Source organism: Levilactobacillus muriae (genome assembly GCF_045862015.1).
GTDB lineage: Bacteria > Bacillota > Bacilli > Lactobacillales > Lactobacillaceae > Levilactobacillus > Levilactobacillus muriae.
Window position 1 is genome coordinate 47,713 of sequence record NZ_BAAFRU010000009.1, and the last position, 18,849, is coordinate 66,561.

Annotated in this window: 13 protein-coding genes and 1 pseudogene; 3 read left to right on the forward strand and 11 right to left on the reverse strand. The window is 45.6% G+C overall.

Features of this window, described 5'->3' with window-relative positions; translation table 11 throughout:
- Window position 1: 1 nt before the first annotated feature.
- Window positions 2–2,917: a SpaA isopeptide-forming pilin-related protein gene (locus ACKTSF_RS07875; RefSeq protein WP_407888254.1), complete on the reverse strand. Its 2,916-nt coding sequence runs from the start codon at window positions 2,915–2,917 to the stop codon at window positions 2–4.
- 384 nt (window positions 2,918–3,301) lie between these two features.
- Here ACKTSF_RS07875 and ACKTSF_RS07880 point away from each other — a divergent pair, with 384 nt between their 5' ends.
- Window positions 3,302–4,078, forward strand: coding sequence for a hypothetical protein (locus ACKTSF_RS07880; protein ID WP_407888256.1), 777 nt, complete (start codon window positions 3,302–3,304; stop codon window positions 4,076–4,078).
- Window positions 4,079–4,208: 130 nt separating this feature from the next.
- Here the strand turns inward: ACKTSF_RS07880 and ACKTSF_RS07885 are convergent, their stop codons facing one another.
- Window positions 4,209–4,391 carry a hypothetical protein gene (locus ACKTSF_RS07885; RefSeq protein WP_407888257.1) on the reverse strand — a complete coding sequence of 61 codons (183 nt, stop codon included), beginning with the start codon at window positions 4,389–4,391 and terminating at the stop codon, window positions 4,209–4,211.
- 93 nt (window positions 4,392–4,484) lie between these two features.
- Here ACKTSF_RS07885 and ACKTSF_RS07890 point away from each other — a divergent pair, with 93 nt between their 5' ends.
- A complete protein-coding gene (locus ACKTSF_RS07890) occupies window positions 4,485–5,111 on the forward strand; it encodes a TetR/AcrR family transcriptional regulator (protein ID WP_407888259.1) in 627 nt (208 codons plus the stop codon).
- A 121-nt stretch (window positions 5,112–5,232) separates the two neighbouring features.
- Here the strand turns inward: ACKTSF_RS07890 and ACKTSF_RS07895 are convergent, their stop codons facing one another.
- The 5 genes from ACKTSF_RS07895 to ACKTSF_RS07915 form a co-directional block, all read right to left on the reverse strand.
- On the reverse strand, window positions 5,233–7,515 hold the full coding sequence (locus tag ACKTSF_RS07895; protein WP_407888261.1) for an L-type lectin family protein: 2,283 nt from the start codon (window positions 7,513–7,515) through the stop codon (window positions 5,233–5,235).
- A gap of 648 nt (window positions 7,516–8,163) precedes the next feature.
- Complete coding sequence (locus ACKTSF_RS07900) at window positions 8,164–9,102, reverse strand: ADP-ribosylglycohydrolase family protein (protein WP_407888263.1); 939 nt, start codon at window positions 9,100–9,102, stop codon at window positions 8,164–8,166.
- Window positions 9,103–9,415: 313 nt separating this feature from the next.
- Window positions 9,416–9,955 carry a plasmid pRiA4b ORF-3 family protein gene (locus ACKTSF_RS07905; RefSeq protein ID WP_407888265.1) on the reverse strand — a complete coding sequence of 180 codons (540 nt, stop codon included), beginning with the start codon at window positions 9,953–9,955 and terminating at the stop codon, window positions 9,416–9,418.
- A 291-nt stretch (window positions 9,956–10,246) separates the two neighbouring features.
- On the reverse strand, window positions 10,247–11,212 hold the full coding sequence (locus tag ACKTSF_RS07910) for a hypothetical protein (protein ID WP_407888266.1): 966 nt from the start codon (window positions 11,210–11,212) through the stop codon (window positions 10,247–10,249).
- Window positions 11,209–12,708: a DUF5677 domain-containing protein gene (locus tag ACKTSF_RS07915; protein ID WP_407888268.1), complete on the reverse strand. Its 1,500-nt coding sequence runs from the start codon at window positions 12,706–12,708 to the stop codon at window positions 11,209–11,211. The genes ACKTSF_RS07910 and ACKTSF_RS07915 overlap by 4 nt, the downstream gene beginning before the upstream one ends.
- 211 nt (window positions 12,709–12,919) lie before the next feature.
- On the opposite strand from ACKTSF_RS07915, the pseudogene ACKTSF_RS07920 reads away from it, so the two are divergent.
- Window positions 12,920–14,003: pseudogene (locus ACKTSF_RS07920) on the forward strand (IS256 family transposase).
- Between the two features lie 422 nt (window positions 14,004–14,425).
- On the opposite strand, the gene rlmH reads toward ACKTSF_RS07920, so the two are convergent.
- The 4 genes from rlmH to ACKTSF_RS07940 all read right to left on the reverse strand — a co-directional run bounded on the left by rlmH (window position 14,426) and on the right by ACKTSF_RS07940 (window position 18,832).
- Window positions 14,426–14,905 (reverse strand): 23S rRNA (pseudouridine(1915)-N(3))-methyltransferase RlmH, encoded by a 480-nt coding sequence (rlmH, locus tag ACKTSF_RS07925; RefSeq protein WP_407888270.1) that lies wholly within the window; start codon window positions 14,903–14,905, stop codon window positions 14,426–14,428.
- Between the two features lie 535 nt (window positions 14,906–15,440).
- Window positions 15,441–16,796: a S1C family serine protease gene (locus ACKTSF_RS07930; protein ID WP_407888272.1), complete on the reverse strand. Its 1,356-nt coding sequence runs from the start codon at window positions 16,794–16,796 to the stop codon at window positions 15,441–15,443.
- Window positions 16,797–16,943: 147 nt separating this feature from the next.
- Window positions 16,944–17,771, reverse strand: a complete 828-nt coding sequence (locus ACKTSF_RS07935) for an MBL fold metallo-hydrolase (protein WP_125700320.1) — start codon at window positions 17,769–17,771, stop codon at window positions 16,944–16,946.
- A gap of 203 nt (window positions 17,772–17,974) precedes the next feature.
- The gene (locus tag ACKTSF_RS07940) at window positions 17,975–18,832 is read right to left on the reverse strand and encodes a two-component system regulatory protein YycI (RefSeq protein ID WP_407888275.1); all 858 of its coding nucleotides are present in this window, start codon (window positions 18,830–18,832) and stop codon (window positions 17,975–17,977) included.
- Window positions 18,833–18,849 lie beyond the last annotated feature (17 nt).

Here is an 18,849-nt window from a genome sequence, read left to right on the forward strand (position 1 = left end):
GTTATCCTCCTCTAGGGTGAGTGCGCCAAATGGCGAGAGACGATAGGGTCAGTATGAGCCCTAATACAATGAACCAGACGATCCCCTGTCCCCCAGTTACAGGTAGACTATACGGGACATTCTCAATCTGATCTGGCTTGTTCGGTTCTTGGTCCGAGATGGTAAAGTCGTGGGGATCACCAATGGTATATCCATCTGGTGCTTTGGTCTCGATCAGTTGGTACTGGCCGTGGGGAAGGCCTGTTACCGCAAAGGCACCAGCCGCGTTCCCCGTCAGTTGCGTTGCCCGATCACGCTGATCCACCACGCCCGTTAACTGGCCGCTAGCATCAAACGTCAGGTACTGGCCATCTGCATTTTTGATGATAAACTCAGCACCGGCAAGGGACTTTTGGGTGGTCCCATCAATCTTTTCGAACAGGTAGTTTCCCCGCTCAACTTCATTGGTCACGGTGATGACTTGCTTCTGAGCATCATCTGAAATGCTGACCTGCGCCGCATCCCCCGTCACTTCCCAGCGTTTATTCGCTGCGTTATACGCTAGCGTAAAGGGGTCACGTGCTGTGTATCCTGCGGGAACTTCTTCACTGATCGTGTAGGTCTGACTCCGGTCCAAATCACTCAGAACGAATTCACCATCCTGATTCGTCGTCTTTTCGATGCGAATGCCGCCGGTACTATCGACAATCGTGAAGGTGACCTTTCCCAGCGGTACATTGGCGTTAGGGTCCCAAGGGAGGTCCCCCATCTTCTTCAAGGTCAGGTCAATCGGCGTCCGTTCGAAGTGCGTTACCACTTCATTCGTGTCGTTTTCCCAAGTGTAGTTCGTTCCAGAGTCGAACTTGACCGTGGCCTGATTCTTGAAGGTTCCCACGAAGTCGGAATCAAACGTCACTTTCATCTGGAAGGCAAAGGGTCGGCCGTCAAACGTTAGGGTCTCAATTTCCTTGTCGGATAGTTCGTAGGTGACGAGACCATCTGCCGTCACGGTAACCTTTCCCTTATATTTATCTTTATCTTCACCATCTTCAAATTGAATCGGCTTACCATCCGTATTACGAAGGACAATATCCTCGGCATCCACCGTCATCCCTGCTGGCAACTGGTCGGTCAGCGTGATCCTATCTGGCTTAGCAATGGATTCGTCCGGAATACTGTAAGTTGGTTGATAGATTGTGTAGTAGAAGCTATCCATGTCATCACTATCACGGTCAATTACTGCCTTATGCAGCTCGTTATTCTCGACACCGAATGCGTCGGTGCGATGAACCGTCTTCTCCGGCGCTAGGGGTTCTAAGGGAACCACATAGCCACTAGAGAACGACTGCCAAGTAAAACCAGATTCACTCTTCAGCTTGAACTCTTGCGTCGTGCCAATCATCGGGAAGGAAACGGCCCCACGTTCATAGTTGGTCGAGCCTAGAAAGTCTCCCCATTCATTGTCGCCATTGTAAGGCTGGCCTTGTTCCCAAACGCCAATACCAATCCCTTCGTACCAGCCATTATCGTGGTCTTTAACCAAGGAATCCACGGCTAGTTTGCCTTTCAACGTCTTTGACCGGGTCCCAGCCCATTCGTGTTCACCGGTAGTATTTCCATTTAGCGAACCGAACGTAAAGTATGAGCTGTGGTCTTTGTCTTCATCCGGCGCGAGAAAGTTCAGGGCACTGGTCCCGTCCGCGTTCGTAAAGGTCACGTCAAGGTCGAAGCTCTCAATACCGTTGTAGACGATGCCGGAGTAGAAATTGTTGGAAAAATCAATGTAGCGATCCTTACCATTCGTTCCGGCCGGGACGTTCTGATTGTATTTAATATTGGAGATCGTGAGGATTGCCCCCATCGTCTGGTCAGGCTTGTCTATTGCTGCCGAGGTAGTATAGGCCCCAACGTTTTTGTAATACACAACGATGGTATCTTCTTCGGCGGGCGTTTGATCAAAGACCACTGCATAGGCCTTAGCCTGATCTGCTTGTTGGTAGGAGTAGTAGTACTGGTCACCGTAACTGTTGTTCCAGTAAGTGTTATCGTTAGCGTTCGTTTGCTTGGGTCCGGTAACCTTGGCTTTCTTGTCACTGAGGAGTGGCCCGCCAACTTCAAGTTCCGAGGACCAACTGCCAATCTGAATCTGACCCCGGTGAATATCGATTGGCGTTTCCGTAAGACCATCACGAGGATCCGTGACCGCCGCCGTACGACTAATCTTCGTTGTAGGGGCGGCCTTAGCATCTGCTTCATCATCAGTAGTCCCTGACTGACTGGAAGATGCGACTGACGCCTGGGAGCGTGTTGACCGAGAACGTTGCTTGGTCGACTGGGAGCGTTGGTTTACGGTTGTTTGCGAGGAGGACTGGGCATTTGAGTTAGACTGACTGTTGCTGTTATTACTGTTATTGTTACTATTACTGTCATTCGTCGTTGCGGACTCTTCCGTTGACTCATTAGTGTCATCGGCCGTCACCGCAACCTTGGGAAGCTTAAATGTTTCCGTTGTGTCTACAACTTGTAGTTCCAGTTCTAGCTTGGCGGTCAGGAGTGGATCGGCCACCTTGACTGGAACGACCAGCTCCACCGTCTGCGACTGGTCTTGATCATTCGTGAGAACTAATTGTTGCTGTTGGTCAACCGCCGCCGTGATCCCTTGGGCCGGTTTTATGTCAGTGATTTTGCCTGGAGAAAAGCTGGCATTATCCTGATCTACCAGTGTCATCACCGTCTCACCAGCGGGAAGAACAACGGTCAAGGCCAGTTGCAAGGCCCCTGGTTGGTGACTGGTGATGCTGTGGACGGCCTGACCATTTTGATCATGGAGTGCCGCCGTTTGAATAACACTTGCTCGATTCTGAGCATTAATGTGCAGTAATGATGTTAAACCGATGAAGCAACCTAGTATTAAAAAAATTCGTAGCCAGTTTTTCATGGGGGATACCTCCATATCGAAGCGGGTTGCGAGCTGCTTTTTTATCGTAGATTCAGAATATCAGTCAAATTTGAAAAAATTATGAACACCATATGCATTTTGTAATAATATTAATATGGTTGTTGTGTTACATGATAAAAGGATTGTAACGAGATCTAAACTAGTTGTACTGTTACAGGTGTCCTTTTCTACTATTAACTAGGTGTTGACGTTGTGCTTCTGAAACAATTCGCAAAATTTCTCACGGAAATCATAGAATACCAGTGGGAGTCTAAAGTGATAGCCTCTCGCCACGGACACGGTTAGACTATTTATTACCCGCCATTATCTATAGTAAGCCGGGGTAATTCGTGCTAACCTGTAAGGGGATGGGAGGATTTACCTATGAAAAAAGCAAGATTGGTTCAAGGTCTCATGGTCCTGAGCATCGGTGTCGGGATACTTAGTATCGGGAACGTTTCCGCAATGGCTAGCAGTCAGTACTCAGCGGCTCGATCCCGCTCGGTTCGCTTAGTCTGGCGCAAGGGCATGAAACAGAACGCGTACACGGCCAGCACTGGTGCGCGCTTCTCCAAGCATTTAGCCGTTCGCTACGGCAATAATCGTGCGACGTCAAAAGTGACGTGGTATACGGATGCTCATGAAAAATTGTATAAAAAGAACGTGGGCCACGCGACCATTTACTATCACGTCAAGAGTGCCGATGGGACGCTTCAGGGCTGGATCTGGCGTGGTTATTTGAAACCAGTCATGACTAAGCAATCAAACGCGGCTGTTACGGCAAAGCTCAATCCCACCGATCCCAGCACGAACTTACCCATTGCTAACGAGCAACTACTTGATCAAGAAATCTTAAGTTTATTCCCGGGAACGATTGAAGACAAAGCGCTAGATGCACAGGCTGGAAGTGTTGTTTATACGACCGATGGTGAGGAAGCGCCTACCGTCAAGACACATCAGGTCTATATTCACTTATTCAATTCCTCTACCGTGATGAACACCCAGAATTACGCTAACCTATTGGCCAAAGCGGGCTACACTGCCACCAAACGTAGTCAGTACCGTGGCTGGCATATCGGCGTGCGCGTACAGACCGATGACGGCTACGGCGAGGGTGTGTCTCAGGGAGATGCAGCTATTTTCCTAGCCCCTGGAAATTAGGGTGCAGACATTGTACTTCCCCTATGATCCCTAGTCTCAACTGATTAATTACGCAAAAATTAGGACCCTTGATTGTGCTTCTGCACAAATCAAGGGTCCTAAAGTCATGACTTCAATTAACTATCTTCGCTTACGCGTTCTCGCGCCGGGGGTAAGGTGTCAGCTCAGCTTCTGAATAGTAATCCTGCTGCACGCCACTAAAGCGAATCAAGTAGCGACTGTGCTTATCATCCTTGTAAACGACTACGCCAACTAGGGGCGTGGTCCCCAACTTGGCCCAAACTAGATCACCGATTTTATATTGTGTTAACATTAATCATGCTCCTTCTTATTCATTACGTTACCAACCATAACCTAAGTTTACGAAACTAGCCGTTAACAAACAATCATCAGTCTCTAGCAATCGATGAATAATGAACGATTCACCCTAACTGTCGTTTATCTCGAAAGGAATTTGACGATGCCCAAAACTGACCTACGCGTCACCAAAACCAAACGTGCTATCCAGCAAGCCGGTCTAACCCTGTTACTTAAAAAGCCCATCAACAAAATAACAATTACCGAGCTTGCGCAAACTGCCCTGATTAACAAGGGAACCTTCTATCTACATTACGCTGACATCTATGCTTTGTATGACGAGTTGCTGGCAACCGCGGCTGAAGAAGCCGTTCAAGGATCCACGGCATATCCGCTACTATTTCAAGATAGTCAGGCCTTCGTTCGCGAGTTTCTATTTGCTGAAAGCCCCGCACTCCAGCCGGCGCAACTCGCACTGCTAAAACCAGAGAATCTGCATTTCGCGCCTAGTTTTCCCAAGATCCTGTTGCACATTTTTATGCAGGCCATTTACGCCGTGGGCAAACTGACTCCCAACCGTCAAAATGATCTCAAATTAACCTTCTTACTGAACGGTATGATTTCATTGCTGGTTAATCCTACATTGATTGATCGCCAAGATCCGGCTTGTATTGACGCCACCGTCCAGTTTATCAGTCGCAATGTTGAAGCGACCTTCCCGGAGTTTTACGTGTAGCCCTAGCAACTTCAATCATGCGTCAAAATAAAACTGGATGGCCAGCTCCCGGTAAAATACCGGGGACTGGCCATCCAGCAAACCATATAAATCTTATTGTCACTTCTAAAAGTTCACTTGCTTATGAAGGCGCGTTCTCCAGCCCCCACTCAATGACGCCATCGTAGGTGCCAGCAGCTGCCCCACCGCTAACATCTAGTAGTAACCCAGTGTCAGTATTCCATTGACTGGCTGCGTTGAACGTGTCATCATCGCTCGTACTCGTTCGCTGCGCCACAACTTGCGGCGTCGAATCCACGACTTGTGGGACTGCGTCGGCCGTTGCCTTGTAAACTAAATTCAAGGTCGTCACAGGAATGTTGGTCGCCTGTAGAGGCTTCAACATCTTTGCCGTTAACACCCAGCTAGACCCCGTGCCACGTTGGTCGTCTACACCAATCTGCCACGTTTTATCTCGTGGTACCAGCATGTGTGATCCCGTCAAGTCGGCCGTATACGATACCGTGGGATCAACGGTCCCATATTGAAGGGGGCCACTCACGGTGATGTTTGAGCTTATGTCATCCGTTGTATACCCGTCATGACTCGTCATATAGAGGCTTAATACATTGGCCCCTCGGTGCAAGCTGGCCGCTGGTACGGTGTACGAGAACGTCCCCTTATAGCCTGTTGTTGGACTACCCGAGACATTACTGGTACTGATGGTTTGTGGTGTAATACTCGTGTTGTTTAGCTGTCCTTGTAACTTGAAGGTATTATTGTCAGAAATCGGTGAGCCCATCAATGAAAATTGACCGGTAACCGTGACATCCTTGGTTCCATCTGTCGTCACATTAGCGGAGTTCCCACTCCAACCCATTCGGAAGGTCGTTACAGATCGAGAAACACTGTACGGCGTGCTCGTTGTCGTTGCAATGCCGTACTTATCGGAAAAATTACTCGTCGTTGACGCAATTGAAGTCGAAGAATCGCTCGGATTACTTTGGCGACCATAGATAGAAATATCCGCCGTTGGATTGTCCTTGTTTAAAGCCTTTTCCAACGTAAAACTAAGCTGGTTCTCGGATCCTATTTGCGAAAGATCAACTGTACTCGTGGAGCCATCCGCATAGGTGATCACGCCTGACTTGGGAACAAAGCCAGCTGGCATATTAATCTTGGCATTTGGTGTCCAGTCCATTCGGCCATCGTTATACGTCAACTTGTAGTCTAAGCGCAAGCGACTGCCCCCAATGACCGGGGTCGCACTCGTCACTTCGCTCTCGGCATCACTAGTATCAGTGGCAGTCTCATTATAAATATGCGTGGTCGCATCAGCGTCAACTAAGCCAGGAATTTGTTCAAAGACGACTAGGTTATTTTCACTATATTTCCCAGTGGACCCTGTGAATCCCCAATAAGCCTTTCCCGTCTGACCAGGATCGACCTGCGTGGTATCTAGTTCATAGTGACTTTCTTGTCCCTCACTTACTGCTCCACTGACGGGATCCTTATCGTTAATCGTATAGGACACATCACCCTTGGTACTTCCAGTGGCTGGTGGCGTGTATTCTACGGTCAAGTGATGCCACGATCCGTTAGTCAACCAATTGCCGGCATTCGCAATAATCCCATTGTGATTCAATTTAGTGTTCCAAAGTGTCGTACTGTCAGGTGAAGATCTCGCATAATAGGTTGCGCCTTGGGCCGTCTTGGCAGGATAAGCTGACGCCACATGTTGGGTCTGGTTCACAGCCGTATCGTTACCCCCTTTTCCAACCTTAGTCCCTTGATCAAAGGTTGAAAACGAGAGAATATCATTGCTGTTTATCACCGAACCACCGTTGGGAAACGTGTCGAATTCCAATGCCCAGCTCTTCTGAATTGCTTGGGCCCCAACTTTGGGGATAATGTCGCCAGAGCCAGCACTGTCGGATGTTGGAAAATAGTCCGGTAGTCCCCAAACACCCAGGGTTTCTTGTCCCTGAGGCACCCCATTCTTATCAACTGAGGTTGCTTGTACCCCGGCGTTTTGAATGACGAAGGCCATACCATCCCCCATCTTACCCACGGCACCATTCCCAAAGTACATCCACATGGAGGCCTTTTGCTTTTTGGCCAAGTCAAAATAAAAATTATTTTTATCAGCCCAAATCGTTCCTAACTGATTCGTATCCCCAGTCAGTTGAACGGCCTGCGTTCCCTGTGCGTTGGGATCCGTAACTTTGGAAGAATTAAGGACTGTCTGATTTTGAAATGTTGGGACAATAAAATAGTTATTAATCGGCAACCCCAGTGGCATGCTAGCCTTCGCACTTGCTAAGTCAGCATCCGAGCTGGCATCCGCATGACTAACCACCGGTTGTCCTAGTCCTACAACCATGAGTACACTGACGACTGCTAATATAATTTTTTTGTATCTCATGGGCGCTTCTCCTCCTTTACCTTTGTTCGTCGTAATCGCCCGACAACAACCCACAATATGGTTATTGTTTTATGGGGCAAAATAATTGTCCACACTGGTCACAACCGACCCGCTAAACCCGGCCTTAAGTTGACAAACAATTAGCCCCTATTTATAAACACCAGTTATAATTTCACGCGTTACATTTACCCGCTTATACAGGAATCTTTATTTAATAATTAGCAAACTGTCTTTACATAGCAGGTGGCCCTTGCCACTCACCTATCTAGCGCCATTATACGATATAACAACTCATTATCAAAGCCATACATACCCTAAGTTCATGATTAATCCCATAAATACTTTTGCCATAAAAGCGTGTTGGTTAGTTATCTCACTTTTCTAAGTGATCGCGTCACTTGCTAGGCTTTAATAGGCTGTCTCTTAGGGGCCGATTTTAATGGTTCGTAAAAGTTGCCAACTCGTAACTCCACCGTAATAGTGGACTGCTCAAGATCCCTGTTCATTTAGAAACGAAAGAGAGGCTGGGATCGTTGTCCCAACCTCTCAACGCGTACGTAAGATTTTAAACCCGTTATTTATGATATTGGACTCCCGTGTTATGTCAACTTGTGGTCACTTCATGAGAAACCGCACACTGCTTCTTGATTAGGCGTGATATTTATCCGCAAATGCCCTAAAGGTTTTATTCAAAAGATCAGAATTCAAAGTCTGTTCCCACCAAACCGGGTTGACAGCTGTAGCTGGTCGGCCAGCTACAGCCAAAGAGGCCGCAATAGTCGCAACCGTATCCGTGTCTCCCCCCAAGTTAACAGCAGTTAAAACAACTGCTTGAGGTGTCACTTCCTTCAAAGCTATCCAAACCGCCGCAATTAAAGTATCCACAACATAACCTGAGGCTTTAATGGTCTCCGCTGGATATTGACTGAATTTAGGCGCAAATAACGGGTCGTAGTACATCAGCTCATCAGCATATTCTGAGCCATTTAATAATTCGTCTACCGACTGCTTTGTCGTATGAAGAGACTTCTCCAACGATTCACCATTAAGCAGGTTATGTAATAGTTCAAGGTAAATGAAACTCCCGACGACTGAACGTGCATGCCGATGCGTTAACACCGTATAGTCATGTGCCACCTTAAATCGCCGAGATAAATCGGCTTCAGACTGTAGCATAATGGCTACTGGTGCAATTCTCATTAAGGCCCCGTTGCCATTGGCCTCAGGTGAGGCGTCACCACACTTTAATGGCGTTATATGGTTAACAGAAAAATTGCGGATGGCATGGGCACAGGTTCGGCCAACATCAAATATTTCTCCACGCGGTGTATTTGTTCCATATCGCATATAACTTTCAAATCGACGCATTAAATCGGCATAATCCCCACCAGTGGTCAGATTTTCTAGTAAACACACCGTCATCGAGGTGTCATCAGACCAGCTCCCTGCTGGCTGCTCCCAAAAGGAGCTTGGTTGCATCTCTGTTATTTTTGGATAAGTACCGCGCTGTTGCATCTCAGCAGGTACCCCCAATGCATCAGCAACGGCGGCCCACCGTAGCATATTCATAATTTCTTGAGTGGTCATATTTGTTCCCCTCCGTGGTATAGTTGAAAATCAAGAAGTGGTTACCTTTAAAAAAACCTCGGTAAAAACCGCAATAGCTCTCATCATAGTGCCCCTTATCAATCTGCTTTATACCCTATCGAGCCTTACATAACAAGCAATCTCGATTTGTTGGGATAGATACTCATTGCTTATGATCCGGACTACCTTTGATATGAAATTCTAAAAAATAGCGTTTGCGATGTAAACACCAAGGTCATGCCACAGAGGCCCAATAGCCCCTAATCACTCCCGATGATTTTTAGCATGCTTATTTGAATGGGTTAATACCCACCTAATTAAGCTTAGGTAGCAATCCCAAATCATCTGCCCGAATCATTTGTTCACCTGCATGGGACCACAAAGCAAACTGGTCATTCAAACTTTGACGATCAAACGGCAGCGCATACGCCGCATCCTGCCCATCCTCAGCAAGGTTTGCGCCTCGACTCCAAGTACAACTTGGAACTTGCACCCCTTGGATCTCATCAAATGCTAGAACACGTTTTAAAGTAATGACGTGTTCCCAGCTCTCACCGAAGTCATACGTATTCAAGACTTCATCCTTCTGTAAGTCTGGATAAACATAGGCCTGATCCGCTAAAATTTGATTTTCAAAACTCATATCGTCCATATAGGGCACGTACTCCAGGTCTTTCTGGTGATTGACCTGGAAATTATATAGATGCGAATTGGTCCAGCCAAAGGCCAGTTGCAATAACACATGCAATTGGTCATAACGAATCGTAACGGGAACAATTAGCTTCCGTGAGACAGCGGGCTTAACGTCCTTGAGTTTGATTAAAATTTCTATCGCAGCGGTGACTTCTGACATGTATGCACATCTCCCAATTTTTAAGTTGCTTTATTCATTCTTTGGATTGCTAGAGAGTCGTATGTTACTACAAAGGATTTTGCAGTATCATCTCTGCTCTTTCGATTCTATCATCCATTATCTGGCGCTAAAGGTTAAAAGCAAATTAAAGACAAGGTGCTCATCAATGACAAGACTCCATTACTATACGGCCATCTGATTGTCCCGCTACCAAGCTTAGTGTTGAGGAAGCCCGTATTATTTGAAATACGGGCTTCCGTAATAGTATTATTCATTATTACCAAGCTCTAACTACAGTAATAAACATCGCTTTAAACATTGTTTAAACTTAATCATCCCTTCTTTTCCATTTTTTAGTCGCTGAAACCACTTTTTTAGATCCATTTGCTCTAGTTTAGAAAGGTCTACACCTTTTACATCCTTATTGAGCGAATTCATTAATAGATTAGCGGCTATCATTCTAACGTAAAGTTCCATACTCTTAGAATCATCCTCGACTAAATGTGCTAGTCCTGAATACACAATCATATAGCTTGGGTTCTCAACAATAGGAATCCAACGAAAAATTATCATGCTTGCAAAACTACTTAACGGTCCTATAATGCTGTAACGTATGCAATCTACTATAACTTCACTATCGGTTCTATTTGATGATTGCCTTTTTATCATGAGGTACAACTCTGAGCTCTTTATAATATCTACTATAGCATCATCAGTCTCATCTTTAACGAATAAATTCTTAATCCATATTGCATGATCATCGTTCAACTCGTTAATATCATATTTAGTAGTTTTCTCTGATTGAAATATTCCATCTAACACACTATTAGTCATTTTCTCTAACAGATTGTCATAGGGCTCGTATGAACACTCCGTATATAATCTAACAGGAATCGAGAAACTATTATTATCTTCAAGAACACCAAATTCTCTTTTTACATACACTTTAACTTCCGCTATCGAAAGCATTCCTCTACTAAACATTATTTTTATTTTTTCAACAACATCTGGAATCATAACTGCTTGTTTTATCCTTTTAATGTTGCTACAAAAAGACTCTGATGGCGCTGGATCACCAATGTAATAATATATGATCTCTTCTTCATCACCAATTTCATTTATAATGAGTGGTAAAGCTTTTCTCCAAAATAATTCAATTTCTAGAAATGTCTTCTCCATTTCTATTTTATTATCCTGCGACGTTCTTAATAATTTTCGAAGAAAATCAGTATATTCTTTAGTCAAATTTTCTATCATTTTACTTCTCCAGATGTACTTACTGGAAATTCGCCAAAAAACATATCCGACCATAGCGACAAAATATATGCATAATCATCAAAAGCACTCTTCAATGGAACTTGTTCATTTAACTCCGTATTACTATGTGACTGATGTAACGGCTGATCACAAAAATCTGTTGTTGCTAGCCTTACCGCACTCCAATACCCATGGGTAAACTGTGTTCCATACTCATAATACGTATGATACAAGGACTCTAAATCTACCTTTTGAAATTTTTTTCTAATATTTGTATTTTCAAAATAGCGTAAATCAATATCGCCTACTAACTCGTCTTCAATCTCCGTACTCAAAAGATGTATAAGTCGAGAATCGTACTCTTTGGGTAAGACTTCCGTTCCGCTACTATACTTATCACTCTCAGCAGCAAGCTTTCTTAATGCCGATCCACCATACTTCTGATATGACAACCAAATATCCTCACGTTCGCTCTCACCATCTAAAAGAAATTTATTATTAATAAATGTTTCTAGAATAGACCTCATTGATTCGACTGCAACAACTGAATCAAATCCAACTACATTAACTTCTTTAAAAATTCGTAGTCCATATTCAAGTGACGCCGTCATCACCTGAAACTTTCTCGATGAGATCATTAAACTATGATTTTCAGCTATAGTTTTTTTCAAATTAATAGATAATTCTTTAAACACTTGCTCAAATGGCTCCATCGTCTTTTCACTTCCTTGATTGATCATCTTAATATCACAATAGACATACTTTGAAGTAAAATCATCAAAATCCTTCGTAAACATAGGATTTTCATTATGAAATCCCCAAATTGATAATTCCATCGCCCTAACTGTTGACGCAATCATCGGATTCAACTTAAACGAATTTCCCTCTGAAATCGCAACAAACTGATCAACTAATATATCATCTCTACCTTTTTGTAAAACAATATCACCCATACTAAGATCTAAAGACAATGCACAAAATCTTAAATAGGTTGCTTTATCTCCCCTTGCATCTAGATATTCGACAATAATATTTTCAAACTTTTTGAGTAAGACATCCAAGCTCATAAACCGCTCTAAAAACGTCCCCAAGAACATTTCTAAGAAAATATCATACATCGTATGTCGTTCTCTATTATCATATGCAACAACCACAAATGGAAGAAATGCATAGTCTAACTTTTCTTTACAGATATACTCAAAGAAATTTTTTTCATCTTCAGAATCCATATTAAGTATATTTGAAATCGTTGGATAATGAAGCGCTATCTTCTTAGTCTTAATATAATGGAATACAGATAATATCTTTCTTAATCCGTTTCCTGGTCCTTCTCTTTCAAGAATTATTGCCATCCAAAGATACTCAATCAATCTATTTTCACGCCAAGGATTAGCAACTACATTTTGTAACGATGCGTTAAAAGGTGTCTTAACTACACCTTTTTTTAATATCATTTCATCTAAAGGGATATGTCTTCCACTGGGTTGCTCATTCATATCCTGTTCACCTCACTTTGTCTGATTAGTATAAGCAATTTATCGCTCATAACTGGGCAACGTACACCACTCTTCTTTGTCCCACTATGAATTTCAGAGTGTTTAAATAATTATGTGTAAATAGAAAAACAAGCAATTGAAAAGAGAACGCCTCTCCCTTATGATAGTTAGCAACCAAACTCACTTTCATAGGACATAGGAGGCTTTCCCCATGACTCAGTTTACAAAGCAATTATGGCAACACTAGCACAAAAGCAAGATTTGGATGAAGTTTTTCGGCAACACTTAGAAACGGCCATCAATGATTTAATGCACGAGGAACTTTCGTCGTTCCTCGGTTATGAACCCTACGACCGACAAGGATTTAACAGTGGTAATTCACGCAATGTTCACTATCTACAAGCTTTCAAGACCAAGTATGGCAAGCTAAATTTAGAGATTCCCCGTGACCGCAATGGTGCCTTTAATACGTAAACAATCCCGAGCTATCAACGTCAAACGGATGGCTTAGAGGCCACGGTTGTTCAGCTCTACGAAAAGGGCACCACCACCAGTGAAGTCGCAGATCTGATTGAGAAAATGTATGGCGCCCACTACACACCGCAAACCGTATCCAATCTTACAAAGGTAGTCGACGAGCAGGTCGCAACATTCAAGAATCGTCCTCTAGCAGCCCGGTACGCGGTCGTCTATGTTGATGCGACCTACTTGCGCTTACGTCGAGATTCAGTGGCTATAGAGGCCGTCCATGTCGCTATTGGCATTCGGCCAAATGGCGTGAAAGAGGTCTTGGGGTATCAGATTGCCCCAACCGAATCTAGCACCGTTTGGGAAGAACTACTCGTAGATATTCAAAAACGCAGCGTAAAGGAGGTTCTCCTGTTTGTGGCGGATTGCCTAGTCGGTCTTACCAATACGATTGTTCCTAAGGCTAAGCTTCAGCAGTGCCTGGTCCACGTCAATCGAAACATTGAGGCTCACATCCGAACCAAGCAACGACCATGGACGACGCAATACAGGCGTTGACGGACTTTGTAACTAAGTGGAAAAAGTCTTATCCCAAGGTGACAAGCAAGCTGGAACACAATCAAAACCTCTTGACCTGTTTTGCTTTTCCCGCCGCGATCCGCAGCAGTATTTACAGCACCAACCTCATTGAATCCTTCAATAAAAAGCTAAAACGCCAGACCAAAAAGAAGGAACAGTTCCCCAATGAATCAGCCTTAGAACGGGTCTTGGTCACAGTAATTTGCGATTATAATGGGAGAGGACTTCCATTTACACAAGATATTTAACACTTCCGTTGCCGAACGCTATGCCATAGCTATACCATCTTTCTTATGGAATCAAAGTTAAATTTCATTACGTAAAAAGCTCTTATTTCATTATACCATATTTAGAGCAATATAGTATAGAGGAGTAGGAGTGGTGATGGCGTATCATTCATTTGGAGCGGAAAACTTAACTATTCTTTGCTCACTACATAAATCTGTATCATTTCCAACACGTCTACTCAGATACTTATCCGAAACTCACCCCCACACCTGTGGGGAACACAGCATCAAATACTGAACACTGCTCAAAACTATTGGATCACCCCCACACCTGTGGGGAACTGCACACTATTTTATCACACTTAAAATTTTTAAATCTGTGTCATTTATGATACGGACTTCCGTAACCACCCACTCAGCGATTAATCCGAAGAAAAACCGCGTCACTTATGATACGGAGACCCCTCATTAATCATAAACGCCCGATAAACCTGCTCCGTCAACACCAATCGCATCAGCTGGTGGGGCAACGTGAACCGTCCGAATGAGATTTGAGTGTCGGCCCGCTTCAAAACCGCTGGTGTGAGCCCTAGTGACCCGCCAATGACGAAGGTGATGTCTGAGTGGCCGTAGGTGGTCAAGTCCTTCAGTTCCTTGGCAAACTCCTCAGACGAGCGTTCCTTACCTAGGATCGCCAATGCATAGACGTATTCGCGATCCTTGATCTTACTCAGAATACGTTCGCCCTCTGCCGCCATCACTTGATCCATTTCAGCCTGCGACATGCTTTCTGGTGCCTTTTCATCTGGGACCTCGATGATACTGAATTTGCAGAAACGGGAGAGTCGCTTGGCATACTCCGCAATCCCCTGTTTGAAGTACTTTTCCTTTAGTTTTCCCACGACGACGAATTTGATGTTCATAATTATCCTCCTATACACAGGTTGTCCACAAAGTTATCCACAGGGGGACAACCTGTTTTCCTAGATGTTGGGGGTAAATTACTGATTACCTACGACATCTATTTTTTGTTGAAATGTCAATCTTTATTTAGTTATCCACTGTTTTTACGCAAAACAGACGTTCGGCGTTCTCGCTTACAATCCGCTCTGCATCAACGATTAAGAGCTATCTATCTCACGAAAAGTTTTTCTATCCACAGTTATCGACACGACCTGTGGATAACTTTTACACCGCTGTCATTCCCGCTCTTATCCTGTTCACAACTTTTCCACTGGTTAGTGGTCCTATTTATCCTCTAAGTTATCCACAGATATAATTTCCTTTATTTTCTAGCCTGAATTACTTTAGAGATTCGGGTTAGTTCGTTCGGGCGGCCAACCACCGGTTACGTTTTCATTCAGCTTAAGTCCGCCTTAAACTTCGGCTTTTCATTAAACAGTTTATCATACGCAAAAAGCGGCCGCTGGAAAAATCCAACGACCGCTTTCATTTTGCCTAACTTTCTGAGTTTGCGGTAGTACTCGTGGTGCTCTTCAATTGCGAACTACTCTCGGTCAACTTGACCTTCGTCGTCTGCTTCTTCCCGTTGTGGTAGTAAGTCATCGAGACGGTATCGTTCAGCTTATACGTGTAGAGAATGTCTCGCAATGTTGATTGATCAGAAATCTTGTGACCGCCCAACTCCGTGATGACATCGTACTTGGCTAGGCCGGCCTTCTTCGCTGGTGATCCAGACGAAGCGCTCATGACCACGACCCCTGCATCAACACTCGTTGGCAGTTTCAGTACCGACTTCTGTTGCGAGCTGGAAACGTTGGCTAAGTCGACGTAGGTGATTCCCAACGCTGGCCGCACAACCTTCCCCTTCTTCACAAGCTGGTTGATGATATTGACAACTTCGTTCGATGGAATGGCAAAGCCCATCCCCTCAACGCTCGTGCCTTCAGCGTCGCTGGCAATCTTCGACGAGGTAATCCCTACGACTTGTCCACCGACGTTGATCAGCGCCCCACCAGAGTTCCCGGGGTTAATCGCGGCATCCGTTTGGATAACCGTGGCGTTCCCGGTCTGCGTACCGGCGGAGTTCGTGGTCTCAATCGTCCGTTTCTTAGCGGAAATGATCCCTTCCGTCAGCGAGGTTGCGTACTGACTACCCAGTGGTGATCCAATAGCCAAGGCGGTCTCACCAACCTTGATCTTATCGGAGTTCCCAAATGAAGCAACCGTCTTCAAGTCGGCGCCGTTAACCTTCAACACAGCCAAGTCAGTCACGGAGTCCTTCCCGACTAACTTCGCCTGTAGCTGCTTACCGGTGCTGGTCACGACACGCAGCGCCGACGAACCGGAAACCACGTGGTTGTTGGTCACGATGTACGCCGTATTGCCATTCTTCTTGTAAACGACCCCGGACCCTTCCGAAGCCTCTTCCAATTCAGATTTCGACTTGCTGGAGCTAGAGGACGAACTCTCCCCAAACAACTGCCCTAGCGAGTTGCTACTGCTATTCTGCTTCTGCAGGTTGACTACGGAGACCATGGCGCCCTTGACCTGGTTGAAGGCCTTGGTAGATTGGCTAGATACGTTGACCGTCACGTTCGACGTCTTCGTATTGCCACTAGAATTACTGCTACTAGGAACAGCAGTATCATTAATACCACTATTATTAATATATGAAATACCACCGTAAGCCACACCACCGCCAAGTAGTCCGGCGACCGCTGCTGTAACTGCGACCTTCGTTAACGTGATACCGCCCCGCCGCTTCCGTGGTTGGGGTTCCGGCGTGGGTGTTGGTGTTGCCTGGTTATTATCATTAGATTGATTGTTTTGATTATTATTATTGTTATCCATAGCATGGCGCAAAACGCGCGCTAACCCTCCTCTTTCGTCGGCTGGGGCGTCAGGCCCCCAACCGTATTTTGATAACTCTTATAATAGCTGGATTGTGTGAATTTTTTTTGACAAATTGTTGCCGAAGTCCTAAAGTTTACGTTTTCTTTATAAAGCGACCAGTGGGGTGGCTTCCTCCGGGTTGGTATCGATCAATTGGAAGTCATGGCCCACGCCAAAGTCCCTGTTCTCCATCATAGAAGCCACGGTCAGGTGACACAGTGACTGCATGTTATTGTGCAGACTCCGGTGACCCAGATAAATCTTCTTGGTGCGGTTACCCAGCACGTCCATTAAGGCATCAGCGCCCTCTTCATTGGACAAGTGGCCCTTATCACCAAGGATCCGCTGTTTCAATGGCCACGAGTACTCGCCCATCCGCAGCATTTCCACATCGTGGTTACACTCCAACAGGTAGGCATCGGCATCGGCAATGACGCCTTCCACGTGCTCCGATACGTAGCCAGTGTCCGTCAAAATGACGAAGGTCTTGCCATGGTAATGAATCGCGTAGAATTGGGGTTCCGCAGCATCGTGAGACACCGAGAAACTCTCCACGTCAATATCGCCAAACGTTTGGACGGTATCCGGGGCAAACAAGTTCTTCTGCGCCAAGTCGACCTTGCCGATCTTCGCGCTCATCGCGTCCCAGGTTCCTTGGTTCGCGTACACGTCGAGTTGCTTGTAGCGCCGGGCCAAGATGCCCACGGCCTGCCGGTGATCTGAGTGTTCGTGGGTGACAAGCAGGGCGTTCACGTCCTTCATGTCCCGGTCAATATTACCCATTAACTTTTCAATCTTCTTGCCACTCAACCCGGCATCAATCATGATGCGTTCGTTGGGGCTCTCCACGTAGCACACATTTCCCGTACTGCCGCTGGATAACACGCTGATGCGCAAGTCATCCGCTGTTGCTGTTTCCGTCCGCAAATCCATTCGACCTCTCCTTAAAATTCAATACCGTAATAATACCGCATTTCGCCAGCCTTGTAACTATTATTCAGTCTCTTTTACTGTTGGCCGTAACTTATCGCCTACATCTAATTGGGACAGTCTCACCTGTATCAACCGCTAGCCGGATTCCTTACCCTCTAATTCAACCCCTACACAAGTAAAAAAGGCGGCCGTGGCCGCCCTTTCTATTCGCTGGTTGTCGCAGTCCCGCTAACTGTCTTGACGTTGCTGTCCGACGTCAGGATCGCCCCCGTAAAGGCATTGACGTGCTTCAACTGTAAGACGCCCGCGTTACTCCCACTGTTGGTCTTGACCGCAATGACCCAGGTTGGAATATAAACGCTACTGTTCTTTAAATTAAAGTAGCGGGTATAGGCCAGCTTGGTCCACACAATCTTGGTATTATTGGCGATCTGGTTATACTGATACAGCCAGATTAACGCCTTTCGTTCGGAAATCGTATCCGTCTTTTCACGCAAGGTCTTCACATCCGTCAAATACCCCTGTGTGTAGCCGGTCACGGTGCCATCGTTGGTCAGGCTAAACCGAATTTCACCAAATTTTGAATAAATCTGTCCGTCCGTCACACGCTGCGTGTAAACCACCGTGTTGCGACTGGACAATTGTTGATTATATTTATACTCGCCGCCATTCAGGATCAACGTGGCGTTGTTAACGACCGTATCTAAGACCTTATTCGGATGATCGACATCCACCCCAGTAATCGCAGTCTTGAACGTCGACGTGAAGGTCCCATCCGTTTGGTAACGCACCGTCTGATCTGACAGTGCTGTCAGGCTACTCTTCACGCTGTCGTTGTTACTCGTGGAGACGTAATAACCCTCACCACTCTGCTTGGATGGCGAGCTGAACTTGATATCGTCCGTCCGCATTTCCTTAATGATCGTCGTATCACTATCCGCTGAACGACTGGAGGTGGCATCCGTTTGGCCAGTCGTATCGTGTTGAAACGCTGCGAACAGGAATATATCAATTGCAATGAACGCGACTAGAAATAGCCACTCGATGCGCCGAAAATCCATGCCAGATTGCCCTCCCT